This window comes from Kitasatospora sp. NPDC087315, from assembly GCF_044744345.1.
GTDB lineage: Bacteria > Actinomycetota > Actinomycetes > Streptomycetales > Streptomycetaceae > Kitasatospora.
The window spans coordinates 94,561-120,525 of record NZ_JBIUYD010000020.1 but is presented as its reverse complement, the minus strand read 5'-3'; the positions used below and the strand labels follow the sequence as shown (position 1 = coordinate 120,525).

15 protein-coding genes are annotated in these 25,965 nt (G+C 72.5%); 6 read left to right on the top strand and 9 right to left on the bottom strand.

Annotated elements, in window-relative coordinates:
* Window positions 1-29 precede the first annotated feature (29 nt).
* Entirely contained in the window at window positions 30-1,082 is a 1,053-nt protein-coding gene (locus tag ACIO5D_RS26630) for an alpha/beta hydrolase (RefSeq protein WP_363608059.1), read from the top strand.
* 270 nt (window positions 1,083-1,352) lie between these two features.
* On the opposite strand, the gene ACIO5D_RS26625 is transcribed toward ACIO5D_RS26630, so the two are convergent.
* From ACIO5D_RS26625 to ACIO5D_RS26610, 4 genes are all read right to left on the bottom strand, one after another.
* The gene (locus tag ACIO5D_RS26625) at window positions 1,353-3,284 is read right to left on the bottom strand and encodes a hypothetical protein (protein WP_400798210.1); all 1,932 of its coding nucleotides are present in this window, start codon (window positions 3,282-3,284) and stop codon (window positions 1,353-1,355) included.
* A 37-nt stretch (window positions 3,285-3,321) separates the two neighbouring features.
* The gene (locus ACIO5D_RS26620) at window positions 3,322-4,509 is read right to left on the bottom strand and encodes a tryptophan 7-halogenase (RefSeq protein WP_400798207.1); all 1,188 of its coding nucleotides are present in this window, start codon (window positions 4,507-4,509) and stop codon (window positions 3,322-3,324) included.
* Window positions 4,510-4,529: 20 nt separating this feature from the next.
* Window positions 4,530-7,571 (bottom strand): LodA/GoxA family CTQ-dependent oxidase, encoded by a 3,042-nt coding sequence (locus ACIO5D_RS26615; RefSeq protein ID WP_400655861.1) that lies wholly within the window; start codon window positions 7,569-7,571, stop codon window positions 4,530-4,532.
* A 706-nt stretch (window positions 7,572-8,277) separates the two neighbouring features.
* The gene (locus tag ACIO5D_RS26610) at window positions 8,278-8,640 is read right to left on the bottom strand and encodes a hypothetical protein (protein ID WP_400655862.1); all 363 of its coding nucleotides are present in this window, start codon (window positions 8,638-8,640) and stop codon (window positions 8,278-8,280) included.
* Between the two features lie 522 nt (window positions 8,641-9,162).
* Here ACIO5D_RS26610 and ACIO5D_RS26605 point away from each other — a divergent pair.
* Both ACIO5D_RS26605 and ACIO5D_RS26600 read left to right on the top strand, forming a co-directional pair.
* Window positions 9,163-10,440, top strand: coding sequence for a sensor histidine kinase (locus ACIO5D_RS26605; RefSeq protein WP_400655865.1), 1,278 nt, complete (start codon window positions 9,163-9,165; stop codon window positions 10,438-10,440).
* Window positions 10,437-11,111 (top strand): response regulator, encoded by a 675-nt coding sequence (locus tag ACIO5D_RS26600; protein ID WP_400655867.1) that lies wholly within the window; start codon window positions 10,437-10,439, stop codon window positions 11,109-11,111. Before ACIO5D_RS26605 ends, ACIO5D_RS26600 begins: the two co-directional genes overlap by 4 nt.
* A 250-nt stretch (window positions 11,112-11,361) precedes the next feature.
* Here the strand turns inward: ACIO5D_RS26600 and ACIO5D_RS26595 are convergent, their stop codons facing one another.
* From ACIO5D_RS26595 to ACIO5D_RS26575, 5 genes are all read right to left on the bottom strand, one after another.
* Window positions 11,362-12,519, bottom strand: coding sequence for an IS701 family transposase (locus ACIO5D_RS26595; RefSeq protein ID WP_400798204.1), 1,158 nt, complete (start codon window positions 12,517-12,519; stop codon window positions 11,362-11,364).
* A 64-nt stretch (window positions 12,520-12,583) separates the two neighbouring features.
* Entirely contained in the window at window positions 12,584-13,567 is a 984-nt protein-coding gene (locus ACIO5D_RS26590; RefSeq protein WP_400655871.1) for a spirocyclase AveC family protein, read from the bottom strand.
* A gap of 9 nt (window positions 13,568-13,576) precedes the next feature.
* Window positions 13,577-14,062: an acyl-CoA thioesterase gene (locus tag ACIO5D_RS26585; protein WP_400655873.1), complete on the bottom strand. Its 486-nt coding sequence runs from the start codon at window positions 14,060-14,062 to the stop codon at window positions 13,577-13,579.
* Complete coding sequence (locus tag ACIO5D_RS26580; RefSeq protein ID WP_400798201.1) at window positions 14,059-18,948, bottom strand: SDR family oxidoreductase; 4,890 nt, start codon at window positions 18,946-18,948, stop codon at window positions 14,059-14,061. The genes ACIO5D_RS26585 and ACIO5D_RS26580 overlap by 4 nt, the downstream gene beginning before the upstream one ends.
* On the bottom strand, window positions 18,945-20,339 hold the full coding sequence (locus ACIO5D_RS26575) for an acyltransferase domain-containing protein (RefSeq protein ID WP_363608047.1): 1,395 nt from the start codon (window positions 20,337-20,339) through the stop codon (window positions 18,945-18,947). The genes ACIO5D_RS26580 and ACIO5D_RS26575 overlap by 4 nt, the downstream gene beginning before the upstream one ends.
* A gap of 501 nt (window positions 20,340-20,840) precedes the next feature.
* Here ACIO5D_RS26575 and ACIO5D_RS26570 point away from each other — a divergent pair.
* The 3 genes from ACIO5D_RS26570 to ACIO5D_RS26560 all read left to right on the top strand — a co-directional run bounded on the left by ACIO5D_RS26570 (window position 20,841) and on the right by ACIO5D_RS26560 (window position 25,774).
* Window positions 20,841-22,232: a hypothetical protein gene (locus ACIO5D_RS26570; RefSeq protein WP_363608046.1), complete on the top strand. Its 1,392-nt coding sequence runs from the start codon at window positions 20,841-20,843 to the stop codon at window positions 22,230-22,232.
* A 318-nt stretch (window positions 22,233-22,550) separates the two neighbouring features.
* Window positions 22,551-24,521 carry a LodA/GoxA family CTQ-dependent oxidase gene (locus ACIO5D_RS26565; RefSeq protein WP_400655883.1) on the top strand — a complete coding sequence of 657 codons (1,971 nt, stop codon included), beginning with the start codon at window positions 22,551-22,553 and terminating at the stop codon, window positions 24,519-24,521.
* Window positions 24,518-25,774 carry an NAD(P)/FAD-dependent oxidoreductase gene (locus ACIO5D_RS26560; protein ID WP_400761151.1) on the top strand — a complete coding sequence of 419 codons (1,257 nt, stop codon included), beginning with the start codon at window positions 24,518-24,520 and terminating at the stop codon, window positions 25,772-25,774. The genes ACIO5D_RS26565 and ACIO5D_RS26560 overlap by 4 nt, the downstream gene beginning before the upstream one ends.
* Window positions 25,775-25,965 lie beyond the last annotated feature (191 nt).

Genomic DNA, 25,965 nt, shown 5'->3' with positions numbered 1-25,965 from the left:
CGGCTTTAAGTGCGACAGGAGGCACCACCATGTCCTTCACCTGGCCCCTGGACCCGCAGGACCTGTTCGTCGAGCGTTACCCGCAGATGGCCCTCGGCCTGCCCGCCGACGAGGTGGACGCGGTCCGCGCCGCCGTCACCGAGATGTGGCCCGACCGGCCCGGCGGCTGGGTGTACGAGTGGTCCGCCCTCGCCGCCCGCCACGCCGAGGCCGGGCGCCACCGCCTGGCCGCGCAGGCGTACGGCTGGGCCAAGTTCCCCTCGCTCGCCGACGACCCGAAGCGCACCGCGCTCGCCCGCCAGGTCGAGCAGTACGTGCTCGCCGCCCCCGGCTTCCCGGTGGAGTTCGAGCGCCGCACGCTCACCGTCCCCTACCGCGGCGGCGACGCCACCTTGCCGGTCCACCTGATGGCCGCCCCCGGCCTGCCCGCCGACGCCCCGGTCGTCCTCGCCAGCGGCGGCGTGGACTCCTGGAAGACCGACCTGCACGGCATGTGGGAGCAGCTCGCGTTCACCCTGCCGGCGCGGCTGCTGCTGTTCGACCTCCCCGGCACCGGCGAGACCGCACACCTGCCGATGACCCCGGACGCCGGGGCCGAGGTGATCGCCGCACTGGTCGGCTTCGCCCGCGCGGCCGGCAACGGGAAGGTCGGCCACTTCGGCATCTCGATGGGCGGCTACTACTCCGCCCGGACCGGACTGACCGGGGCGGTGGACGCCTCCGTGGTGCTCGGCGGCCCGGTGGAGCGCTCCTTCGCTCCCGGTCGCGGTTTCGCCTTCGGCATGGACGGCATCGTCGGCAACGCCCTGGGCTTCGACGCCGTGCCGACCAGGGCTGAGCTCGACGAGGCCTTCGCGGCATTCGACCTGCGCCCGCTGCTGGACCAGGACGCCAACGGGCCGATGCTGGTGGTCAACGGCGCCGAGGACGTCCACGTCCCCCAGGACGACACCCTGGTGTTCGAGGGCCGCCGGGACACCCGGGTCGAACTGATCCCGGACACCGGCCACTGCGCCATCTCGCGCTTCGACGAGGCGATGGCCGTGATCGCCCCCTGGCTGAAGGACACCCTGACCGGCTGATTCGGCGCTCCTGCCACGGGAAGCTCACCGCGGCGGCCGGCTCAGGAGAGCGAAGGGGCTGCTCCGGGCGAGCAGCCAGCCGCGGGTGAGCGTCCGAACGGTGAGCGGCGTCCGGGAAATGATCTCCATCCGGCCGGGAACGCAGACGGGAGCGCCGGTGGATTGCTGCTGGTGGAGGATTGCGTCGGTTGGCCACGAACAGATGAGGCCGGTCAACCCCACGGTTGACCGGCCTCGTTGTTTTCCGTCGCTTCCTGCAACTCCTTCACTTCACACCTGGAAGCTCTGGATGTCCGATGTCGAGCTCGTGAAGCCGTTGGTCGAAATGACCCTCACCTGAACCTGTGTCCCCGGAGAGAACTGGCTTCGGTCGATCGTGATCGTCGGGTTCTTCAGGCCGACCCCGACGGTCTGCCAGGTCCGTCCCCCATCAGTGCTGACCTGGGTCGCAAAGGTCTGACCGTCCTGCGGTACCGGGCCGAAGTCCAGATCAAGCCCGACGTTCCCGTCCTGTGCCGTCGTCGGACGGGCGCCGCGCAGGACCGGGGGCGGGGCTCCGGGGCGGAAGGTGTCCACGACCTGTCCGCCGACGAGCAGTTCGACGGACGCCGGGTCGGTCCCCACCGGGAGGACCGCGTCGACCAGGCCGGTGCGATCCTGCCCCGGTTCCGGGTCCGACGACAGCTTGACCGTGACCGGGAAGTCCTGCGGCGGTGCGCCGCCGGCCTGCTGGATCCGCAGGACCACCGGGACCCCTCCGTCCGGGCCGGCGCCGTCCGGCTGTTCGGCCTGTCCGGCCGGGGCCGGCCGGGCCGGTTGCTGGGCCGCCGCCGACACCGGGTTGACGAAGCGGATGGCACCGGCACGCTGGGTGAGGTTGACCGTCCCGACCACGCTGACGAGTTGCCCGGCGTCGGGTGCCGCTCCCCGTGCCGCTTCGTCGGCCGCCGGTATCGGGGCCGGCACGGTGGTCACCGAGAGTTTCGGGAACCGGTCGTCGGGGCGGCCACCGCTCCGCGTGGTGACTCTCAGTTCGTGGGCGGCCTCGCGGAGCGGAGCCACCGGGGTGGGCGCCGGGGCGCCGGCTGCGAGGGAGTCCTCGGCCAGCAGGCGCCGGCGGATGCCCTCGTAGGTGTAGCTGCAGGGCCACTGGAGGTTGCAGTAGGTCATGACATCGTGCCAGGGCACCCCTGGCTTGGCGGCCATCGGCAGATTCAGCTGGGGGTCGCCCACGTCGAATCCGGCGAAGCTGTTCGCGTCGTCGGCCAGCTGTCCGTTCTGGAACGGGTAGTTCTGCAGGTCGTCCTTCGATTCACCGCAGAATCCCGGGTGCTTGCGGCCGTAGGTGTGGCCGAGTTCGTGCCCGCCGTACCAGTCGGCGTACGTGCCGTCGAAGTCCCAGCCCCAGGTGGCCGCACCGCACGGCGACGAGGCGACGGTGGTGGGATCGGGTGTGTCGGGCACCCCGGAGGCGCATCCGCGCATGAAGAACCCGCCGTCGGCCGCCTGGCCGATGTAGTGGGTGCGCCGGTCACCGCCGGCGCTGATGTCGAGCGCGCGGATGGCGGCGATCTGGGCGTTGGTGTCGGTGCACTGGAACGGCGGGGTGGCCGTGACGTCGATGACGGCGTGTGGTGCTTCGACGACGTCGGCCACCGGGTAGGCGCGCCTGAGCCAGCTGATCAGGAAGGTGTGGTCCATGTCCCGCGGGGTGTAGGTGACCGGGGGGTTCCCGGCGGCGGCCATGGTGTAGCGCAGCCCCAGGACCCGCACCCGGAGCGGCGGGGACGTGTGGAACCACACGGTCGGGCCGCCGGACGACCCGTTGAACGGGACGTCGGCACCCGTCATGGTGTCGGTCAGGGAGATCGAACTCGCGCTGAGTGCCCCTTCGGCCGTCAGCACGCTCGGCACGACGAAGTTGAGGCTCAGACTTGCGTCGGCCCGACGGGTGGGCAGGTCCTTGGGCGTGGCCGGATCGAGGGAAACGGTATTGGCTGAGGAAACGGTGATCGGGGGATCGGTGGGCGACCGGAGCAGGGTCACGGTGCCGTTCACGCCGGTGGCGGGGCCGCTCGCGCCGCTCACGTAGGCGCGGATCACGGTGACCTTGCCGGCGATCAGGGTAACGCTGTGCTGGAGGTCCTGAATGGCCTGGGTGACCTCCGTGGCGTCCAGTACGGCGAGCGTCTGAGTAGTCATGACTGACCCCTTGGAGGAGCGTTCCGGCCCTTTCAGGCTATGCCGCCGCAGGGCTGTCCGCCGTTCGGCGGCGACCCCAGAAGGGACTCAGAGGCCAACGCCGCTCCTGGCCGTACGCGTACGCATGATTCCTTCGGTAGGCCGCCGCGATGCCGTCCAGGAACGCCGTGTAGTCGGCGAGCGATGCCCTCGTCCGTTCCCCGTCGGCGAGGCAGTCGGCCACGGCCCGTCCGGCGCGGGCACCGGTGTGCAGTGCGGTGAGGATGCCCTGCGAGGAGAGCGGGTCGAAGGCGAGGGCGGCGTCCCCGGCCGCCACCCAGCCGGGCCCGGCCGCCGGGGTGAGCCGCAGGCCGTGGGCCGGCGTCCAGCGCGGCACGGGCGTCGCGGCCGGACCGTGTCCGGTCAGGCGGCGCCGGACGTGGACGGTGCGACTGAGTGCGTGCCAGAAGCCCTGCGGGGTCCGCAGGGACGGGTCGGCGAGGTCGGCGTCGGTCAGATGGGCGACCAGGCGCCCGGCCGGGATCCGGGTGGTGTACCACCAGCCGTGCGGCGCCGCCTCCACCAGGGTGCGGGCCTCGGCGTCCCCCGGGCCCTCCGGGCCGGCCGGCTGCGCCGGGCCCGACGGGTGGCGGTCGGGGAACACGGCGTACGCGGCGACGAGCCGGTCCTGCCGTCGGCGGTGGCCGCCGCGTCGGCCGATGACGCAGCGTCGGCCGGTCGCGTCGACCGTCCAGCGGACGGACAGCTCCGCCACGGCGCCGGTGGTCCGCTCGCGGACGATCAGGCGGTCGTCGATCCGCTCCAGTGCGGTGGCCTGCCGCAGTTCGGCGCCGGCCGCGACGGCCGTGTCCCGCAGGAAGGCGTCGAAGCGGAGCCGGTCGAGGTGCCAGCCGTGCCCGTACGGGTCGAACAGGTGGCTGCGGCCGTGCAGCGCTTCCGACCCCCAGGCGGCGTACGTGCCGGTGGAGACGGGGTGACCGGACGCCAGGAAGGCGTCCAGCAGCCCGAGGCCGCCGAGCAGCGGCCGGGCGGCGGGCGGCAGGAACTCCCCGATCTTGAACGCGGGCCGGGCGGGGGGCGCGGCGCGTGGCGGGGAGTGGCCGCCGTCGTCCAGGAGCACGACGCGGTGGCCGGCCCGGGCCAGGACGAGCGCCGCCACGGCGCCCGCCGGACCGCCGCCCGCCACGACGGCGTCGACGGCGTCGACGGGGCCGGACGGGCGCACGCGAACCGGCGGGCGAGGGTTCACCGGCTGGGCCGCAGGCGCTTGACCTTGTCGATGAACCCGGCCGAGACCTCCTCGTCGGGAGCGTCCGCCATGGTGGCCGCGGTGGCCAGCGCGGCCGCGCCCAGGACGGGGTCCGCGCCGCGGTCCACGTGCACGGTGACCAGGTTGCGCCCGGCCGGCGGGGCGGGCTCGGCGGGGAAGCTCACCTCGGACTCCACCAGGACCTCCGCCGGGAGACGGGGATCGTCGCTGGGGCCGGGCCGACGCTCGACCACCCCGAGCCTGCCGAAGTCCTGCACCATCGCGTTGATGGCGGCCGTGTAGTCGCGGGGCAGCCAGCGGAGCCAGGTCCGCCGGTTCTGGAACGCGGCCAGGCGATCGGCGATCGGGCGGGAGGTGTCCATCACCACGTCGTAGTCCTCCTCGGCGAGCACGTGGTTGGGCACCCGGGCCGGCCAGAAGGTGGGCAGGTACGGGTCGTACGGGCCGAAGCCGAGCGAGACGCCGTACTCGTAGCCCGACCGGCAGCTCGCCGTGTCGGTCTGCCACGGCACCGCCATCCACCGGGTCAGGTCGCCCGGGCCCTGGGCGTGCAGCGGGCCGTCGAGGGAGAGCGCGAGCTCCGGCGTCAGGGTCTGGCCGTAGTCGGGCGGGGGAGGCGCCGCCGGGTCGCGGTGCCGCACCCGGAACGGGCCGCTGTACAGGGTGATGTGGCGCATCGGCCAGGTCAGCTCGCAGCCCGGGTGGAAGGCGTCGGCGAGGCAGAACGACAGGGCCGCCCGGTCGAGGGTCCCGGGCTGTTCGGCGAACGGGACGTCGTCGAGGGTGGCGGGCGGCGCGGCCGTCGGGTCGTAGTCGTCGACGAAGTCCCCGCGGGCCCAGCGCTGCAGGAGGCGGTACTGCAACGCGGAGAGCGTCATGTGCTGGCGCACGGACTGGGGCGGCAGGTTCATCGCGTCGCCGTAGACCGGCGGCCAGGGCACCGGTGACATGCCGTCGCGGTCGTAGTCGCGGACGGCGAGCCAGATCTGCCGGCGCAGTTCCCGCTGGACGGGCGAGGGGTCGGCCAGCGCGGCGACCCGGGCGGGGTCGAGGAGGAACTCGCGGCCGCCGAAGCCGAACTGGGTGGCCAGGCCCTTGTTGACCCACTGCAGGCCGGACAGCCGGCGCAGCACGGGCAGCACGTCACGGGTGAACGAGACCTGCTGCGGCTCGGGGAGCTGCCCGGCGCTGAAGAAGGAGTCGCGCACCAGGTCGTACATCGTGCGTACCGAGGCGAGTTCGGGCGCGTAGTTGGGGGGCGCGGTCACCACCCAGCCCGGCTCGACCGGGATCGGCCGTCCGTCGATGCTCACCTCGGCGGTGACCGGGCCGTCGGAGGTGTCGTCGTACCAGCCGTCGTTGTTGGCGAAGGTGTCGGCGGGGGTGCCGGTCGACGAGGCCGAGACGCCGTGGCCGCCGAGGAAGATCAGCCGGCCGCTGTCGTCGGTGCGCAGTTCCCCGAGGTAGACGGGTTTGCCCATGAAGGTGCCGGTGTCGAAGCGGTACTCGGGCTTGTCGGAGCGGTCGCGGCCGCGCACCGAACGGGGGCCGGGGTCGATGACCAGGAGGTCCTTGCGCTGGTCGGCCTGGATCTTGGGGTTGCGCAGGTTGCTGGCGTCGGACTGGTTCGCCTCCGGGATGTCGAGGGCGATCTGGAACTGGTACCAGGCCGCCTTCGAGTTGGCGACGTGCACGGTCCAGCGCAGGTCGGCGTTGTCGGCGGTCAGTTCGGCGACCGGCTGGCCGGCGGCGTTGTAACCGTAGACCCGGAACCGGACGGCCTGGCGCTTCAGGGCGCCGGTGACGTCCTTGTAGCTCCCGGCGGGCAGCGGGGCCGGATCGTCGACCTCGGGGGCGAGGACGAAGTCGTCCATCGTGCTGTCGCCGACCCGGGCCACGCCGATGGCCGGGTGCACGGCGGCCCGGACGATCCGGGTGTCGCGGGCCGCCGGCGGGGTGATCTGCGGACGGGCGGGGCCGGGCTCGGCCGTCGGGACGCCGTTCACGTCGCGGCGCTGTTCGGCCGAGGCCAGGTACACCGTCCTGCGCACCTCGGCGATGCTGCCCACCGGGGTGTGCTCGGCGAGACCGTGCCACGGGTTGAGGGCGAGGTTCTCACCGTACGCGGCCTGGCCGCGGGCCGTGACGTCCTGCTGCTGGAGGGTCAGCCGGGCCACCTTCACGGGGGCGCTCTCGGACTCCTCCCACCGCACGGTCGCCCGGTCCAGCGGCATCTTCTCGTCGTCGGTGCGGAACTGGAGCATCAGGTCGAAGGCCGCCGGACCGGCCTTGAGCCGGTGGACCAGGTCGGCACCGAGGTAGGTGGGGTTCTCGTCGGGCGGAGTCGCCGCCGGGTCGCCGGTCTCGCAACCGGCGGGCACCAGCTTGTACTTGACGAAACGATCCGGTCCGAAGGCGTAGGGGAGCACACCCCAGTAGGTGGCGGTCAGCACGCTCGGCTCGAACTTGGCCATCGCGTCGAGGATTTCGCGGGTGACCGGATGGGCTTCCAGGTACTTGTCGTAACTGCCGTCGATGACACCGGCCTTGGTGAACTCGCACATGTCCTGGGCGGTGTCGACGAAGAAGACGTCGAAGTTCTGCAGCAGCAGGTCCTGGGTGCCGGCCTCGGCGTAGCCCTCCAGCAGCTTCGGGCCGGGCACACCGAACAGCTTGATGCCGATGCCGAGGGTGGTCATCAGGTCGGGACTGCCGGGCACGGTGTCGCTGGAGAACCGCACCCAGGCGGACAGGCCGCCGGCCTGGGTGCGGGTGCTCTCCAGGAACCCGACGCGCAGGTCCGCCGGCAGGTCGTCGGCGACCGTGAGCGTGCCACGGGCCACGCCGTGCGGTTTGAGGAACACCGGCCGCTTGACGGGGTCCTGGCCGCGGGCCATCCGCACGCCCTGGGTCAGGTCCACGAACATCTGCTTCAGTGCGCCGGCCGCGTTCTCGGCGCAGCCCGGCAGGGGTGGCAGCCCGGCGGTGTCGTCGAAGGGCTCGGGGGTCCCGGTCATGCTGTGCTCCCGTCGGTGCGGTGGTGGGTCGGGGCCGGCGGGTCGCTTCGGGCGATGCCGCTCGCGGCTTCCGGATCCCAGACAAGCGTGCACAGACCTGCGAGGGGTGGCGCGCCGACGTACCCCCGAAACGACCAGGCAGCGGGCCCGGTGCGGACCATCTCACTCCAATCGGTCAGCAGCGGTCGCCCGGTCCGGGGCCCCGGTGGCAGCGTCGTCGATGGGATGTGCTGGAGAGGATCGGGGACGCGGTGCGCAGGGCCGTCCTCGACGAGGTCGCGGGGCTCGACCTCGCGCCGCCGCCGCGTGAGGCGCCGTTCGGCAACGCCGGCTCACCGCACGACGCGGTGGACGCGTTGGTGCGGCGGCCGGGTCCGATCGGGATCGTGATGGCGCCGGGGGAGTGGTGGGCACCGCCGAGACCGATGCGGCCCGGGCCGGGGCGACGTGCCCGAGCAGCCTGTGCGCCCCGGGCCTCCGCCCCCGGCCTGCGCCCGCCGGAGGCACGGTTCCGCTTCGCCGGGCCCTGCGTCGAAGCGGCCTGCGGCCAGTGGGAGGGGGATCGGCCCTCATAGGGTCAGGTCAGCCGACCCCATGTGGCCGGTCAGTCCGACGGGATGTCGGGTTGACCGGCCGTTCTGGTGTTCGTGGACGCGGAGGGCCCCTCACGAAATCGTGAGGGGCCTCGCGCGTACGCCGACAGCCGCTACCGCGACAAGTTCTCCAGAGCCGACAAGATGACACACAGGACGTTGTCGATGGCGGGGGCAAGGGAGGAAGTCGCCAATGCGAAACCGAAGAGTACGCCAACGATCCCAGTGAATACGACGGCCGGCCGGTGGTGGACGAGGACAAGTGCGAGGAACACAAGGCCGAGGAAAATGACAGCTGAGATCGAATGCAGCACGGACAGTCCTTTCTGTCGAGGTGATGCAGTGGAACAGGCCTCCGGGTAGCCATGCGCTTCATGGAGGGGGGCATGCCTGCGCAGCCCGCCCGGACCGGTGGCAAGCACCACCTGATCAGCGATGGCAGCGAGATCCGGCTCCTCGCCCTGGTCGAACGGCATCCCGCCGGTCGCTCGTTCCGCCCGCCTGCGGACTCATCTGCCGACGACGGCTCAACAGGCGGTTCCAGTGGTCGTGCGACGAGTTCGTCGGCGCATTCCGCCCCTTCCGCCCCCTCGTGTACGGGCGGGAGACGGTGAGGGAGCCGGGCCCCGGAATGGTTCTTGGGGATCGCCGCCCATGGGGCTATTTCTATGCGACAGGGATCGTCCTCGCCATCCAGCGACCTTTTCCGCGCGCTGCCAACCGTGTGAACAGGAGGGGTTCAAAGCCCGGGTGATCGCGTGAACCCGCAGGTCACAGCGGCGTGGAGAGCTCCGGCCGGCCTGTCGCACAGATACCGGGATTCCGACTGAATGGGGTGACCTCGCGGAGTCGCCCTGAACGGGCGTCGAGGGGGAGTGTCCGGTCGACGGCGGATCTGATGATCAAGGAGGTGTCGGCGGTGGCCGGGCTCACGGTGGCCGTAACGCTCCCTCGATCGGGGGAGGCCGCCGGTGGGCTGCCCGGCCATACTGACGATCATGATCAGGGGAATCCGGCCGCTGCTGCGCGGCTCCACGTACGCGGGTGCGCTGTTCGCCTACTGCGGAGCGCTGGCGAGCCTGCCGCTGCTGCCTTTCGCCATGCTGCCGGCGCTGGTGTGGCGGTCCGCTCCCTATGGGGTTCGGTTCGTGCTGACCCTGTTGGTCTGGGCGGCACTGATCGTCGTGGTCGGGCTGGCCCGCACCACGCGGCGGGTGCTGATCGTCGGCGCGCGTCGGCTGCTGGGGGTTCCGTTGCCGGATCCGGTGGCCGCGCGTCGGTCCGCGCGCTCACCCGGCACCGCGTCGGCCCCTGCCGTGCCGTCCGGTGCCGATCGCTGGCGGACGCCGCTCTGGCTGCTGCTGCAGGTGGCGCTGGGGTGGACGGGAGGCCTGGCGAGCACGGTGCTGCTCGGCGCGGGCCTGGCCCTGCCGGGGGGCTGGACCTCCGGTGAGGCACGGGTGAGCTGGTCCGGCTGGTCGGTACAGGTGGCGGGTGTCTGGAGCTGGGTGGTGGCGCTCGTCTGTCTGGTGCTGGTGCCGGTTGTGTGTGTGGTGGTGACGGGTGCTTTGCGGTGGCTGGCGCCGGGGTTGTTGGGTCCGTCGTCGGCGGAGCGGCTTGCGCTGGCGGCGGAGCGGGAGCTGCTGCTGGCCGAACGCAACCGGCTGGCGCGTGAGTTGCACGATTCGATCGGGCATACGCTGACGGCGGCCACGATTCAGGCGGCGGTGGCGGGTGAGGTGCTTTCCGTCGATCCGGTGGCGGCGCGGGCGGCTCTGCGTGGTATCGAGGAGTCGGCCCGGGCCGCGTTGGAGGACCTGGACTATGTGCTGGGTGTGCTGCGTGAGGAGGAGCCGGGGACGGCGCCGGCGCGGACTCTGGAGGATCTGCCCGAGTTGCTGGACCGGTTGCGGTGCGCGGGTGCGGTGGTGGAGCCGGTGCTGTCGGGCGACCTGGCGCGGGTGCGGGGGACGCTCTCCCGGGCGGCGTACCGGATTCTGCAGGAGGGGCTGACGAACGCGTTGCGGCACGGGGCGGGTGGTCCGGTCGAGGTCCGGGTGACGGTCGCGCCGGACGGGCTGGAGCTCGGCGTGGTCAACCGGACCGGGACCGGAGCGGGGACGGGCACGGGCGCGGGTGTCTTTCCGACGTCCGGGCACGGTCTGCCGGGGCTGGCCGAGCGGGTGCGGCTGCTGCACGGTGAGATCGAGGCGGGCCCGGACGGGCCGCGGCACTGGCGGCTGGCGGTCCGGCTGCCGATACGGTTGCCGGCATGACCGACCCTGCCGACACCCCCGTGACCCTCCTGATCGCGGACGACGACGAGGTGACCCGCAGCGGTCTGCGCATGCTGCTCGCGGCACAGCCGGGGATCACGGTGGTCGGGGAGGCCGCCGACGGCGTCGAGGCCGTCGAGCGGGCGCGGCTGCTGCGGCCGGACGTGGTCCTGATGGACGTGCGGATGCCGCGCTGCAACGGGATCGAGGCCACCCGGCAGTTGCTGGCCGCCTCGGCCGAGCCGCCGAAGGTCGTGATGATCACCACCTTCGAGAACGACGGCTACGTCACCGCCGCACTCAGCGCGGGAGCCAGCGGATTCGTACTCAAACGGCTCCCGGTCCGCCAGATCGCACAGGCGGTACGGGTGGTCGCGGCGGGAGAGGCGATCCTCTTCCCGGCGGCGCTGCGCCGGATGGTCGCGGCCCGTCCGCTGGGTTCCGCCGAGGCGTTGCCGGGGGCGGCGCTGACGGGGCGGGAGGAGGAGGTGCTGCGGCTGATGGCGACCGGTCTGTCCAACCCGGAGATCGCGAACGCGCTCAGGGTGAGTCTGGAGACGGTGAAGACGCACGTCGGGAACGTGCTGCTCAAGCTCGGCGCGCAGAACCGGACCCACGCGGTGGTGATCGCGTACGAGTCCGGTCTGGTGGTCCCGGGGTCCACCGGCTGACCGGACGGCCAGGGCGACCGCCCGGGTCCGCTTCGAGGCCCGGGCCGCGCGTCCGGGCTGCCGTGCCCCTGACCTCGGCGGCCCCGCACTCACCCCAACATCGGTGCACAGAAGGGAGTTTGGCGACAGCTGGTAGTGCTTTGTCAGGTGGTGTCGGAGGTCTGCCATGGGATGGGTTGTCGGCATGTGGGGCAGGTGCCGGTCCAGGTGGCGATGAGGTGTTGGAGGAGGTCCAGGGCCTGGTAGAAGGTCAGGCCCTGGCCAGGGCTTTGGGGAGGGCCCGCTGTTCGGTGAGGAACAGGTGGGCGGCGCTGACGAGGGTGACGTGGCGGTGCCGGCCGATGTAGGAGCGGCCTTCGAAGTGGTCCAGGCCCAGGCGGGTCTTCAGCTCGCGGTAGTCGTGTTCGATCCGCCAGCGTGACTTCGCCAGCCGGACCAGGTCCTTGGCGGGGATGTCGGCGGGCAGGTTCGAGATCCAGTACTTGACCGGTTCCGCCTCGTTCTCCGGCCACTGGGCGATCAGCCAGGTGAGGGGGATCGTGCCGTCGTGGGCCGGCCTGGGACGCCGCCCGGCGAGCCGGATGCGCAGGAGGACGAAGTGCGAGCTCATCGCGGCTTTGGAGCCCTTGCGCCAGGTCACGCTCCGCCCGGCCCGGCGTCCGGCGGCCAGAACGTGCTCGCGCAGGGAGATCGGGCGGGAGCGGTAGCGTGGCAGTGGCAGTGGCAGTGGCAGTGGCAGTGGCCGCGGACCGAGGCCTCCGTAGGGCGGCTGGTACGGTTCGGCGTCCTCGCTGTGGGCGGTCATCTCGCCCTTGGCCTGCAGTACGTAGGCCAGGAAGCGGTCCTCCAGGCCGTGACGGAAGTCGGCGTTGGCGCCGTAGGCGGTGTCCGCGAGCTCGTCGAGCATGTCCAGCGCCAGACGCCATTTCGGCCGGTGGTGCTCGTCCTCGGGGATCCGGCAGGCCGCACGCCGCCTGCGGCCCGTCCCATGACTCGGGCAGGAAGCGGTGTCGGAGAGCGCGTGGACGCTGACGCCGATCTGGCAGCTGCCGACCTTGCCGAGGGTGCCCGAGTACTGCCGGGCGACCCCGGGCGACGCCTGGCCGTCCTTGGGGAACCCGGTGTCGTCCACGGCCCACACCTCGGGCCGCACCGCCCGCCGCGCCAGCCGGGCCCGCACGTCCCCGACCGACCAGGTCGAGGACGTCATGAACTGCTGCAACCGCTGGTGGTCGACTTGCAGCCGCTCGGCCATCGGCTGCATCGACTTGCGCCGGCCGTCCAGCAGCAGCCCCCGCAGATACAGTCCGCCCTTGACCCGCTGATCACACCGGGCCAAGGGCGCGAACACCTCAGCCGCGAACTCCTCCAACCGACCCCGCCACACCGCAAGCTCCCCAGCCCTCATACGACCGGAGAACTACCGACTACACGATGTGACAAGCCACCTAACAAAGCACTACCAGATGAGATCAAGGCGTCCACATGTAGCCGGGGGTGTCGGACGGCATCGGACCGCCGAGGAAGTGGCTGATCAGGAGGGTCACAGCGAAGTAGGTGAGGAGCAGGATGTTGGCCAGTCCGATGCCCGCCAGGAGGCGGACCGCGGCCGGGGCACGGCCGGTGAGGAGCTCCGTTCCGCGGAAGATGTAGGGGACGGTGCCGCGGGCCTGGGCCTGGTGACGGATCACGACGGCGCCGGTGGAGATGAACAGGGTGACCGCGGCGTAGTACAGCAGCGGCATCCCGTACCAGTGCCCCTCGAACAGGGTGAGGACGGTGGGCTGGGTGGCGTACGAGAAGAAGCCTGTGCTTCCCCAGACGGCCTCGATTGCCCAGTCGACGACGAATCCGGCGGCCAGCGTGGCGGGGAGGAGTCGCCCCCAGCCCCACTGCGGGAAGCGCCGGGAGATGCGGATGGTGAGCCATGCCTGGATCCACACCCAGGTCATCAGGGCGACGAAGCCGAGCCCGCTCAGGCCCAGAAGGGTCTCCGGCTGGCCTGGTGGGCTGTGCCAGCCCGGGATCTGCTCGCCCCAGGTTGCCACGTTGACGGTGTGGCGGTTCACCACGATCGACAGAGCCCGGTAGTTGAACAGAGGCGACTGCCAGAATGCGAGGACGTACCCCAGCAACAGGGCGGCGTCGAAGGTGATCTGCCCGGTGCGGCGGCATTGCCGTACGACGATCCAGGTGTAGACGGCCGCGAGCAGGACGACTACGGCTTGTACCGCCCAGACGGCCGCTTCGCGGGGAGCGGATATGTTGTCGTGGGCGGACGGCACCGCGTGGGCGTCACCCGCGGCGGCCCAGCGGATGAAGATCCATGCCTGCAGGGCGAGGAACAGTGCCCCCAGGGTGGCGAAGACGGTCGCCGGGGTGATCCGGCGGCTGCGTGCCTCTACCGGCGACATCTGCTGTCGGGCCGGTTCGGGGGTGGCGGGTCGTGGGTCCATGCCGGACTCCTAGGTGAGAGCGCGGGTCAGATCTGTCCCGAAGTGCGCGCAGGCGTCGAGGATTTCCGCGGGCCAGGGGGCAGGGGCGAAGGTGCTGCCGTCGCGGTGGACGTTGGCCCACATCTGCTCGCCGCGGGCGACCAGGTCCTCCCGGCCCTCACTGGTCCGGTAGAAGGCGAAGTCGCCCTTCATGAAGTGCAGTCGCACCCAAGGGATGGTGAGCCGCACCAGGATCCGGTCGGCGGCCCAGATCTCCCCGAGGTACTCGCAGGAGGCGGAGGAGGTGAGCATGGTGAGTTCACCGGTGAGACCGCCCATGTAGCGGGGGCAGTAGGCGCAGCCGAAGCGCTCACGGCATTCGCCCTGCCACCTGAAGAGATGGGCGAAATAGACGAAGCCGGCGCCGCTGGTCTCGCCGAAGGTGACGATGTGCTCCATCTCGTACCAGCGGAGTTGTGCTGGGGCGGGGCGGGGCGGGGCCGCTTCCGGAGTCATGGTGCGACCTCCGTGTCCGGGTGTCCGCGGTCCGGCAGGAGCACCGCGTCCAGTGTGGCGAAGACCTGGCAGTGCAGGCCGGTGATTTGGGCGAGGACGGTGCCGTCGGGGGCGAACGCGGTGTACCGGTCCTGCGTGAGCTCTCCGTGCAGACCGATGCCCGCCGGGTGGTGGGTGGCGAGTTCGCTGTCCGGGCCGGGAGTGCGGATGTCCAGGCGGTCGATGCCGGTCGGGGCCTGCACGGCGACCTTGCCGGGACCGGTGAGCCGGAAACAGCAGGTACGGCCGAGGGCGTCGAGGAGCAGGACGGGCAGGACGGCGTGGCTGAAGGCGTCCTCGTGGGCGAGCAGCGGCTGGAAGCGCCCCTCGGCCCGTTCCTCGTCGGCGAGGATGTCGACCGTGTTCCGGAAGACTCCGGTCAGGCGGATCGGTGAGTCGGAGCGGCAGAGGGGGTCGGTCTGCCTGGTCCCGGCAGCCAGGGGCGGGGTGTCCCAGTGCGGTGGTGGCTCCTGCGGGGGGCCCAGCAGCACCTCGAGAGTGGCATGGCAGCGGTCCGAACGCAGCACCCGGCCGCCCGGGGTACGCACATCGGAGAGCACGCGGACCCGGACGGTCCGGTGGGTGGCGGAGTCCTGCGCGGTGGTGTCCTCGGCGACGATGCGGTACTTGGTGGGGCCCGGGGTGCGTGGATCGGCCCGGACGAACTCCTGGAAGCGGATGTCGCGCAGCTGGCGGACCGGCATTCCGGGGTGGAGCCGGCCTGCGGCCTCGGCGGCCATGGCCACCATGGCCATACCCGGGAGTGTCGGCCGCCCGTCGACGAGGTGCTCCAGGAGGTAGCGGTCGTGCCCGGGGCTCAGGGCCCAGTCCCAGCGTGCCCGGCCGGGTGATGTCTCGACGGGTTCGCCGAGCAGGCCGGCCGGGACGCCGCGGGTATCGGCGGTGTCGGTGGCGTCGGCGGTGTCGAAGGTCGCGAGTACCCGGGGGAAGCGGCGCTCGGCGATCTGCCGGTCGTATCCGGTCGTGTAGACGGGGGCGGGCTCGGCCGGGCGGGCCGAGACGAGTTCGGAGAGCCAGTAGGCGCAGCCTTCGGAGTTGCTCACCCCGGTGCGTACTCCCGTGCGCTCCAGGCGTTGGCGGGTCGCCTCGGCGGCGGCCGATCCGGCCTCCTCCCACAGGCCCCAGTTGACGGTCACGGCCGTACCGCCGAGGAGCCGGGACTCGTAGCGTGCCGCGGCGGCGAGGTACTCGCTGCCCGCCGTGTAGTCGGTCTCGCCGGGCAGGCCGAACAGCACGATCGAGGACCCGAAGTTGCACCAGCGCCGGGGCGGCGCGGCGGCGAACGCCGCCTTGAGGTGGCGGTATCCGGCGATCTTGGTGTCCTTGACGCGCCGGAAGCCGGCCAGTGTCTTCGTCGTGTACTGGGCCGACTCCTGGCTGAACGCCGAGTTCAGCAGGAGGTCGATCCGCGGGTGGCGGGACGTGATGGTGGCGACCACCCGCTCCACGGCGGCCCGGTCGGTGATGTCGCACTGCTGGTAGTGGACCCGCTCCGCACCGCACAGCCTGCGCAGTCGGCGCAGGTTCGTGGCGGCCTCCCGGGCGAGCCAGTTCCGGTCGAAGGTGCGGCTCAGTTCCGCGATCGGGGGCCCGGGGCGCTCGGTGGTGCCGCGTCGGATGAAGTCGGCGCGCAGCTGTGCCTCGTCGCCGTCCGCCGCGTCGAGGAGTTCCGGCGGTACGGAGCCGGGGTCGCTGCGGCCGAGGAGCCAGATCACCGGCCGGTGTCTGCGGGCCAGTTCGGCCAGGGCCACGGCGGCGATGCCGCGGGCTCCGCCCACCGCGACGACCACCGGCTCCGGTCCCAGCGCGTCCACCGGATCGCCGGGGCCCGGTACGGGCAGCGGGGCCGGGCAGAGCAGTTCGGTGTGCCGCAGCCCGCCCTGGTAGTACGCCACCGGGGCGTCGCGGTCTGCGGCACTCTCGGCGGCGAGCTCGTGCAGCGCGCCGTCCAGTGGTGCGTCGGTGACCAGCGCGAAGGCCCGGTCCCGGGGGATCTCCCAGCCCAGGGCGCGGACGAATCCGGTGAACTGCGCGCTGTCGGGGTGGACTTGGAGATCGGGGAGCGGATCGAGCACGGTGACGGCGAAGCTTCCCCGGGTCAGCCGCTCACCGCAGCGTTTGGCGGCGAGCAGAGCGAATTCCAGCAGTCGGTCCAGGGCCGGGTCCTGGAGGTACCAGTCCTCGACGGGGCGGTGGACGGCGGCGAAGACGCGGATGTCGGGGCGCTGGGCGGCGATCCGGTCGAGGACGGCGTCCGCACTCGACTCGTCGGTGATCTCCGGGACCACCGCGGCGACGGAGGGCGGGGTGGCCGGATCGGTGCTCACCAGCAGGGCGCCCGCGGCTGCGGCCGTGCCGGCCAGTTGCGCGGCCAGTCGCGCGGAACCCACCAGTATCACGGACGACGGGGGGACGGCCGCTCCCGCCTCGGCCGCCGGCCGGGCATCGCTGCGCCGCAGGGCGATCGCGCCCCGGCTGCTGCGTGCCGGATCGCCGTCGTGCTGCCGGGAGCCGGGCGGGGTGAGCGTGACGAGCAGGCCGGGCGAGGCGCCGACCGACTCGGCCCGTTCGCCGCGGACGAGGCGGCGCAGCAGCTCGACGGCGCCCTGCGCGCCCAGGTAGTCATGGCTGTCCGCCGTGGGCCGGGCGGTGTCGTTCGCCTCACGCAGTGTGGTCGTCGTGAGGTGGGCCAGCACGGGCCAGCCCCGCTCGCGGGCGACCGAGGCCCGGGTGAGGGCGAGCAGGAAGGCGCCTTCGGCGAGCCGGGCCCGGTCGGACTCGGTGAAGTCCGCGGTCTCCGGGGTGGTGGAGCTGTTCAGCGCCAGTACCAGGGCCAGTTTCATCCGTCGTTGCCGCAGGTGGCGCGCGGCGACGTGGAGGGCGGTGAGAGCCGAGGTGGCGCCGCTGTCGATGGACATGGTGGGGCCGTGCAGGTCCCAGCGGTTGGCGATGCGGTAGGCGGCCAGGTCGGGAACGCTGCCGGTGAGCGACTCGTCGGTGATCCGCTGCCTGGCGCGTACCTGTGCCAGTACCGCGTCGAAGGCGGCCTGCTCGTCGTCGTTCCACGGCACGGCCTCCAGGTCTCCCGAGGCCGCGCGGACGGTGGCGTCGGCCCAGCTCTCGGAGGGGCCGTAGTGGGCGGACAGGATGCCGGTGTCCTCCCGCAGGCCGTCCCACAGTTCGCCGTGCTCAAGGACGAACCGGTGCGCGACGTCCAGGGCCATGCGATGGCTGCGGTCGATGACGTCGGTGACGACCGGGGGCAGCCGGGTCGCGGCGAAGTCCGACGCCGGGTAGGCGTCCCCGAAGCCGTGCGGGGGCGGGCCCTCGCCGGTGGCGAGCCAGTGGTGCACGTCCTCCGGCTCGGGCCGGCCGGGCAGCCAGGCGCTCCACGCGGTGAGCACCAGCGGGTCGTCCTGTTCCCGCTGCGGCCGGGACCCGTCGTGTGCGGGGGCCTGCGGACGGTCACGGACCAGCAGGTGGGCGTTGGCCCCGCCGACTCCGGATCCGCTGATCCCGACCACCCGCGGCCGGTCCCCGGCGGGCCAGCTGACATCCCCGGTCGGTACGTGTACCAACGTACCGGCGAGTGCCGGGTGCGGGGTCGTGAACCGGCGCTGGCCGGGGATCGTACCGTGTTCGAGGGCCTTCACCGCATGGATGACGGAGAGGCCGCCGGCCGCCCAGGCGGCGTGTCCGAGCAGCGACTTGTTCGAGGTGCACAGCAGGCACCGGCCGGGCCCTGCCGCGTCCACCAGGCCGTCGATCTCCACCTGGTCGCCCTTGAGTGTGCCGGTGCCGTGTGCGATCACCCACGAGACGTCGTCCGCCGTCACCGTGCCGTCGGCCCAGGCAAGCGTAATGGCGCGGCGGAGCCCGTCGGGGTGGGGCGTGGATATGGTCGTGCCGCGTCCGTCGGTGGCCAGACCCGTGCCGCTGATCACCGCGAGCACCCGGTCGCCGTCCGCGACGGCCCGGTCGTACCGCTTGATGGCGATCATGGTGGCGGCCTCGGAGAACAGCGTGCCGTCCGCGTTCGCGTCGAAGGCCCGCACATCCCCGCTCCCGGACATGCCCTGGAACTTGGCCGCGGTGACCGCCATGAGCCGGCCGATGCCGTTGAGCGATCCGCAGTAGGCGATGTCGCAGTCACCGGCCAGCAGACTCGCGATGCCGAGGTCGACGGCGTACAGGGAGGAGGCGCAGGCGGCGGTGACCGCCAGCCAGTCGCTGTCCTCGGGGAGCAGCCCGGTCGCCGCCCGGCGCACCACCAGATCCGGCAGTACCAGACGTGGGCGGGGGCTCGCGTTGGTGTAGCGGCCACGCAGCCGGGTGAGCAGCCGTTGCTCGTACGCGGTGCGGGCGGCGCTCCCCGAGGCCAGTCCACGTGCCATGTGGCGTGCCAGGTACGAGGCCAGCAGGGTGTCCTCGGCGGCCAGCGTGGCCCCCGTCCAGGTCGCGACGTAGCAGCCCGCGCGCCGGCCGGGGCGCGGGCCGGCGCCGTCCAGCGCCTGAAGCAGGCAGTGCCGCAGCCACAGCACCTCGCTGTCGCTCGGCCCCCAGTCGCCGCGCTCGATCTCGGCGGCGAGGACGGGATGGGGGCGGAACCCGGAGATGTACCCGCCGTCGCGGCCGAAGGTGCGGTCCTCGGCCTCTGGGTCCGGTGAGTGGATGAGGTCCCCGTCGAAGCGGACCGGCGGGCGGAACCGGCGCTCGTCCGAGGTGAGGACCCGCCACACCTCCTCGGGGCTGTTCGCGCCCGGTGCGACGGCCCCCATCCCGACAACCGCGACCGAGCGGTCCGCAGGTCCGGTACGCGATGTCATGATCCGTCACCTTCGGCCGCCGGTCGCCCTGCCGCGAGCTGCCGGAGCAGCTCCGCGACCTGGCCGACGGTGCGGTAGGAGGCGACCCGTACCTGTTCGGGCGGCGTCGGCAGGCGGAAGAGGTCCAGGAGACGGACGAACGCCTGGGTGTGCTTGAGGGACGAGACCCCCAGTTCGGCCTCCAGCTCGGAGTCCTCCTCGATGACCTCGACGGGGTACTGGAGGGCGTCGGCGTAGACCTGCCGGATGCGCGTGACGAGCTCGTCGTGCGGAGGCAGCCCGGCGGCTGCGGACTCTGCGTCCGTGGCCTCGGCGGTTGTGGCCGCGGGCACGGCACCCGGGTGAGGCGTGAGATCAGGCACCGGTCCGGGTGCGGTGCCGGCTGTTGCGGGTGCGGTGCCCGGCGGCTCGGACGCGGGCAGGACCGGGCCGGCCGGTGTCGGCGGGGCTTCGTCGGCCGGTGCCCCGAGGGCGACGGGCTTCGCGTCGACGGCCCCGTCCCCCGAGAGCAGCGACCCGACGCGCTCGCGCAGCACCGACGCCGCCGCCCGTCCGGGCAGGAGGGGGACCGCGCTCGCACCGGCCGGAAGATTCGCGGACACCAGGTCGCTCAGCACACTGCGGGCACCGCACTCGACGAACGTCGCGACGCCGTCGCTGTACAGCCGCGTCAACGTCTCCCGGAAGCCGACGGGCAGGATGAGCAACCCGTCCAGCAGTTCCCGGACCTCCGCCCGGCTGGACAGGTACCGGCCCAGCTGCGGCGAGTACACCGGCGTCGTGGGTGGCCGGATCGGCACATCCGCGGTGGCCAGCGCGAACCGGTGGGCCGCCGCGGCCAGCATCGGGTTGTGGTAGGCGCCGGGAATGCCGAGCACAGTGGCCTTCACCCCGGCCGTCCCGGCCAGTTGCCGTACCACGTCGACGGCGTCGGCGCGCCCGGAGACCACCACCTGGCGGGGGCCGTTGTCGACGGCGACGGTCAGCGAGCCGTCGCCCGCGGCGCCGCACAGGTGCCGCGCCCGGTGGACATCGGTGTCGAGGGCGAGCATCGCGCCCGGTGGCAGGTCTGCCTCGGTCACGGCCTTCAACCGTTCGCAGAGCAGCCGCGCACCGTCCGCGACGCCGAGCGCACCCGCGACGACCAGCGCCGTCACCTCGCCGCTGCTGTGTCCCAGGAGGACATCGGCGCGGACACCGGCCTGTTCGAGGATGTCGGCCAGCACGAGGGAGGTGGAGTAGAAGCCGAGCCACAGGTGCTCGGGGCCTTCGGGAGTCTCGGGGCCCTCGGGGGTCCTGGGGATCCGGGCGTCGGTGCTCTGCAGCAGCAGTGGCGAGACCGGCCCCCAGCCGTACTCGGCGGCGGCCTTGTCCACCTCCTTCAGGAGCATGCGATGCTCCTGGATCCCGTTGGCATGTGGCCGGAAGGCGCCTGCCAGGTGCGCCCCCGGACTGGTGAACATCCATGCGGATCTCGCCATTTCGGACTCCGCTTTTTCCTGAATACCGGGCACTGGGGCAGAGGGGAGAGCAGTGGATCGCCCCGGGCGACCGGTAGCCCACGCAGATGCTGTACGGGAGGACGCTCGAACGGTGCGTTCTCCGTCCGCCGGGGCCGCTCCTCCTCCGAGGGTCGATACCTGCCAGTAGACGGCGGCGGCCACCCGGGCACAAGGAGTTCGGCGGACGGATACGTTGAGGGCGTTGCATGTTGTGAACTTGTGAAATCGGCCGGGTGCGGGACGGCGTTCCAGGCCGGGTCCGGCGGATTGCCGCCCGGGGCCCGGCACCCCTTTCATATCGGCGGTTCGAGCGGCGAGGCGCTCTTGAGGTCGTTGCCTCCTCCGGTCGCCGCGAAGGGTGGCGGGCCGTGCCCGAGCAGGGAGAACGCCATGACCGCACGCCCTCCCAACGTCCGGCTGCGCGCGTTGCTGGACGAGGCCTCCTGGACGGGCCGGGGTCTGGCCGAGGCCGTCAACGGCGCGGGCCGGGAGAGCGGCCTGGTGCTCACCTACGGCCGGGCCGCGGTGTGCCGCTGGCTGGCCGGTACCCGGCCGCCCGCGCGGATCGCGGTACTGGTCGCCGAGGTGCTCACCCGCCGGATCGGGCGACCGGTCGCGATCGCGGAGACCGGCCTGACCGGTCTCACGGGCCTCACCGCCCCGGAGGGTGCGGTTCCGGTCCTCGGCGACCGGTGCGGCGTGCGCCAGCTGGTCGAACTGTGTGCTGCCGACGCCGATCCCGCCCGTCGCCCGGCGTTACGTCACACCGTCTACCACGAGATCCAACTCGCCGCGCCCAGCCGGGCCGAGGAGACGCCCGCGAGGCCGGCGGCAAGGAACCGGCCGGGGCCGAGTACCCGGTTCGGGCTGTCGCGGGCCGAGATGGTGGAGACGATGACCGCGATGTTCTCCCGGGCGGACGCCGCTTTCGGGGGCGGCCACACCCGTACCGCCCTGGTCGCCTATCTGGCGGGCGACGTCACGCTGTGGCTGCGGACCCACCGTGCCGCGACCGTTCCCGACCGCCTGCTGTCGTCCGCCGCGCTGCTGGTCTGCCTCGCCGGGTCCATGTGCTCCGACGAGCACCTGCACGGGCTTGCCCGCCGTTACCAGCTCGCCTCCCTCGGCCTGGCCCGCGAGAGCGGGGACGGTGTCACCGGCGCGATCGTGCTTCGCGGTATGAGTGAACACGCCTACGGTCTGGGCCACTTGCGCGAGGCCCACCTCCTCGCCGAGCGCGCCGCCGAACAGCACAGCTGGACGGCCCACATGACGGCCGCCTTCCTGATCGGCCAACTCGCCGTGACCACGGCGGCGAACGGGGACCGCGACCGCGCGCTGGCCCAGCTGCGCGAGGCTGAACGCCACCTGGCGAAAGCCGATCCCGGCGACAGTGGCCCCGGTGCCTACCATCCGGCCCAACTGGCCCGTCATCAGGCCGAGGTGCTGACCTCGACCGGCGACGTCACCGGTGCGATCGGCGCCCTCAAGCGGTCCCTCCGCCACCACCCGCCGTCCGAGCGGCGCTCCCGCGCCCTCACCGCGGCCCGGCTGGCCGAACTCCAGATCCGGGTCGGCCTGATCGAGGCGGCCTGCGTCACCGCGCAGGGTTTCTGCCGGGACTATCCCTGTCTGCGCTCGGCCCGCGTGACAGCCGCCCTGGAGCTGCTCCGCGCCTGCCTGGCGCCCTACCGCCGCACCGCGGCCGCCCGCGCCATGCTCGACCGGCTGGCCGCTTCCGCCGAGGCCTCGCCGCGTCCGGCCGGGGCGTGGGCGGCGTAGCCCCCGGCGTGCGGGGGCGGGGGCCGGCGTCGACCGGGCATTCGAACGCCGGCTCCCTTGATTGGGCGTACCCGGCGTGACGGGCGATGGCCCCGGTCACATGCTGGAGACGCGGACATCCCCGCGCGGCATCCCTTCGTGCACCCGTCAGCCGGTGTGCGGCCCACGCGCTCCCACGGTGGGGAGGGCGCGAAACCGGCGGTACGGACCCCGGCGGTTCCGCCCGAAGCGGCCGCCGGCCACCGCCCGACCCCGGGGCGTCCGCGTCCGAGGCCCCGTCGTCCCGCCGGAGCCCGCGAGCTTCCAGGAGCCAGCCAGATGACCGCCATTGCCTATGTGAAGATCCACCCCGCGATCGGTGTCGCGCGGGTGGGCAACGGTGACACGTTCTTCTACGGACCGGAGACACCGGACGAGCCGCCCAGGAGCCCGGGCTCCTACAAGGAGGGCACCGGCAGGATCAAACGGCAGGCGGCGCGCTTCCGCGTCTACGGCTACGACAAGGACGGCAAGGTCGTCCGGGAGATCCTGGACGGACAGGGCGGTGCCGGTGTCGAGTGGACGGTCCACCTGGCCAACCGGAAGGCGGCCTGGTACAAGTTCTCGCTCGCGCTGGACATCCCCGAGGCCCAGAGCCTGTCGCAGGACCAGTACGAACGGCGCAACAACGCGCTCGCCAGGGACGTGCTGACCATCGACCCGGGCCCCCGGACGATCACGGGCGCGGGCCGGAGCGGCCAGAGCTTCGACACCGGGAAGATCAACAACATCCCCGTCCACCTGGGAGAGCTGCGGACCGACGACAAGGGCCGGCTCGTCGTCCTGGGCGGCAGGGGCAGCTCCGCCTCGTTCACCAGCCCGCCGTCCCCGCTCACCACCTTCGGCAACAACGAGGGCTGGTACGACGACATCTCCGACGGTCCGGTGACCGCCGAGGTCACCATCGACGGCACGTCGGTGGAGGTGAAACCGGCCTGGGTGGTGGTCGCACCCCCGAACTACGCGCCCGACGTCAAGGGCATCGTGACGCTCCACGACCTGCTGTACGACCTCTTCGTCCAGACCGGTGACCTGCCCGCCCCCACCACGGTCGTCTTCGACGAGCACATCAAGCCGCTGCTCCAGCGGTTCAACGGACACCAGTGGGTCAACCAGGGCTTCGCCGCCGAGTACGGCTGGAACGGCCCCAACGACTTCACCTCGCCCGGACTGCTCGCCGTCCTCGGCAGCAAGAAGGACCAGTACCACGACCTCCGCCAGCGCGTGTACTACCAGATGCGCAGCTACGACCGGGACGGCCTGTCCCCGCTGCCCTGGCCCTGGCTCTACGGGGACGCCATGGCCGTCCCCGCGAAGTCCCCCCGCCAGTACGGAGTCCTGACGACGACCCAGGACCAGATGCTCGCCCAGTGGGTGGACGGGAACTTCGACGACAAGACGAAGCACACCGCCTACCAGTCGCTGGACGGCGCTCCCGTGGAGTTGCAGCCCGGGCTGCTCGACCGGGCCGCCCTGGACTACTGTCTCGCCGACGCCTTCCACCCCGGCTGCGAGGTCACCTGGCCGATCCGCCACGACACCCTCTACGCCGAGCCGTTCCGGATCAGCCACCGCCCGGGCGACGATCCCGAACCCGACTACGGTCAGTACCTCCTGCCGGAACGCGCGTTGTCGGCCAACGGCCCCCTGCACGCCCAGATGCCGGGCGGCCTCACCCGCTGGATGGGCGTCCCCTGGCAGACCGACACCGCGAGCTGCCGCTCCGGCTACGAACTCCGGGCCAACATCGGCCCCCGCTACAGCCCCTACCTGCCGTCCTTCTGGCCGGCCCGGGTGCCCAACCACGTCCTGAAGAAGACCGACTTCGACATCGTCAACCAGGCCCCGAACGGCACCATCACCGAGGACCGGCGTGAAGAGGCCTTCGTGAAGCGGGCGGTGTGGCTGCGGTTCCTGAGCCCGGACAAGCAGACCGGCCTGCGGAACATGGTCGACAACTGGTCCAAGTTCGGCGTCGTCGAGACCAACCCCTACACGGTGGACGACAAGTTCCCGAAGGCGATCCTGGTGGAGTCCACGCCCGACCCCTCGCTCGGCCCGGTCGACGACCGCCAGAACCTCGTCAACATCCATGTGCGCGAGGCCGGTCACCCCCGGCTGGCCGAGGAGCAGCGCGCCACCGTCGAGCAGCACGCGGCCGACGAGGTCGCCCGCACCAGCGTGTTCCGACCCGAGGAGATCTCGGCCGGCTACCTCGCCAAGGTCGACCCGTTCCGGGACACCCGGTGACCACGGCGGCGGCGCCCACCGAGAGCCGCACGGCCCGCCGGTACGACACCGACCCGTACGCCGGTCCGTATGCCGACCCGGACACCGACCCGTACGCCGACCTGTACGACGGTCCGTACGCCGAGCGGTACGGGACCGACCGGTACGACGCCGTCGTCGCGGGCGGTGGCCCGGCGGGCGCCGCCGCCGCCCTCACCCTGGCCCGGGCCGGACGCACCGTCCTGCTCGCCGACGCGGGCGGCGGCCCGTCCAAGACCGGCGAGTCCCTCGTGCCCGCCGCCCGGCTGCTCCTCCACGACCTCGGCGTCGACATCCGGTCGCTCGACGCCGATCACCGCCCCTGCCGCGCCACCCTCTCCGCCTGGGGCTCACCGCACCTGCACCGGACGGACTTCATCACCGACCCGTACGGGCACGGCTGGCACCTCGACCGGCCCGCCTTCGACCGCCTGCTGCGCGCCGCCGTCCGCACGCACCGGGCGGACGTCGCCGAACGCGCCACGGTCACCCACCCCGCCCCCCACCCCGGCGGCGGATGGCAGGTGACCGTACGCGCCGACGGTGCGGCCCGCCCGGTGCGCTGCCGGTGGCTGGTCGACGCCACCGGCCGCCGCGCCTCGCTCGCGACCAGGTGCGGAGCCCGCCGCCACCGCTACGACCGGCTGATCGCCGTCCACCTGCGCCTGACCGCCGGCCCCGCCGACAGCGAGGGGGCCTCGCTCGTCGAGTCCGCCCCCGACGGCTGGTGGTACACCGCGCCCCACACCCCCGCCCACCGGCTCGTCACCTACTTCACCGACACCGACCTCGCCCCGCCCGGCCTCGGCCACCCCGGGGCCTTCCTCGACCGGCTCGCCGCCACCCGCCACACGGCCCGGCTCGCCGTCGGCCGCTCGCCCCTCGCGGGGGCTTCACCGCGCCGCTGCGCCGCGCACACCGCGCGGCTGGAGCCGCTCGCCGGCGAGGGCTGGATCGCGGCCGGGGACGCGGCGATCGCCTTCGACCCGCTCTCCTCGCAGGGCATCCTCACCGCCCTCTACTCGGGTCTCTGCGCGGGCCAGGCGATCGACGCCCGGCTCCGCGGCGAGGCCGGCGCGCTGGACGGCTACGCGGCGCGGCTGGGCGAGACCTTCGACGCCTACCGGTACGGCCACCGCCAGATCCACATCGGCGAGGAGCGGTGGCACAGCCGCCCGTTCTGGCAGCGCCGGCGGTCCCCGGGTGGGCCGGGTTCCCTCGCCCAGTTCATCTGACGTACCGTCAATTCTCTTTCACCTGGCATCAGAAGAAAACTTTCATGGCGGGCTCCGGGCGGCCGGCGTGCTCTGACCAGGATGCTGTCCCGTGGCCCTGAACGCGGTCCGGCCCTCCGTGGGTTCGCAGAGGGCTGGACCTGCCTGCGCCGGGTGGGGGCCCTGCTGCCAGTACCGTCGACCGCGCGGCA

Excerpts from the sequence above, each read along its gene's own strand:
- ACIO5D_RS26630 (WP_363608059.1), top strand. The coding sequence starts at position 30 with ATGTCCTTCACCTGGCCCCTGGACCCGCAGGACCTGTTCGTCGAGCGT.
- ACIO5D_RS26580 (WP_400798201.1), bottom strand. The coding sequence starts at position 18,948 with ATGACATCGCGTACCGGACCTGCGGACCGCTCGGTCGCGGTTGTCGGG.
- ACIO5D_RS26570 (WP_363608046.1), top strand. The coding sequence starts at position 20,841 with ATGACCGCACGCCCTCCCAACGTCCGGCTGCGCGCGTTGCTGGACGAG.
- ACIO5D_RS26605 (WP_400655865.1), top strand. The coding sequence starts at position 9,163 with ATGATCAGGGGAATCCGGCCGCTGCTGCGCGGCTCCACGTACGCGGGT.
- ACIO5D_RS26595 (WP_400798204.1), bottom strand. The coding sequence starts at position 12,519 with ATGAGGGCTGGGGAGCTTGCGGTGTGGCGGGGTCGGTTGGAGGAGTTC.
- ACIO5D_RS26590 (WP_400655871.1), bottom strand. The coding sequence starts at position 13,567 with ATGGACCCACGACCCGCCACCCCCGAACCGGCCCGACAGCAGATGTCG.
- ACIO5D_RS26575 (WP_363608047.1), bottom strand. The coding sequence starts at position 20,339 with ATGCTCCTGAAGGAGGTGGACAAGGCCGCCGCCGAGTACGGCTGGGGG.
- ACIO5D_RS26615 (WP_400655861.1), bottom strand. The coding sequence starts at position 7,571 with ATGACCGGGACCCCCGAGCCCTTCGACGACACCGCCGGGCTGCCACCC.
- ACIO5D_RS26565 (WP_400655883.1), top strand. The coding sequence starts at position 22,551 with ATGACCGCCATTGCCTATGTGAAGATCCACCCCGCGATCGGTGTCGCG.
- ACIO5D_RS26585 (WP_400655873.1), bottom strand. The coding sequence starts at position 14,062 with ATGACTCCGGAAGCGGCCCCGCCCCGCCCCGCCCCAGCACAACTCCGC.
- ACIO5D_RS26610 (WP_400655862.1), bottom strand. The coding sequence starts at position 8,640 with ATGCCGTTCGACCAGGGCGAGGAGCCGGATCTCGCTGCCATCGCTGAT.
- ACIO5D_RS26625 (WP_400798210.1), bottom strand. The coding sequence starts at position 3,284 with ATGACTACTCAGACGCTCGCCGTACTGGACGCCACGGAGGTCACCCAG.
- ACIO5D_RS26600 (WP_400655867.1), top strand. The coding sequence starts at position 10,437 with ATGACCGACCCTGCCGACACCCCCGTGACCCTCCTGATCGCGGACGAC.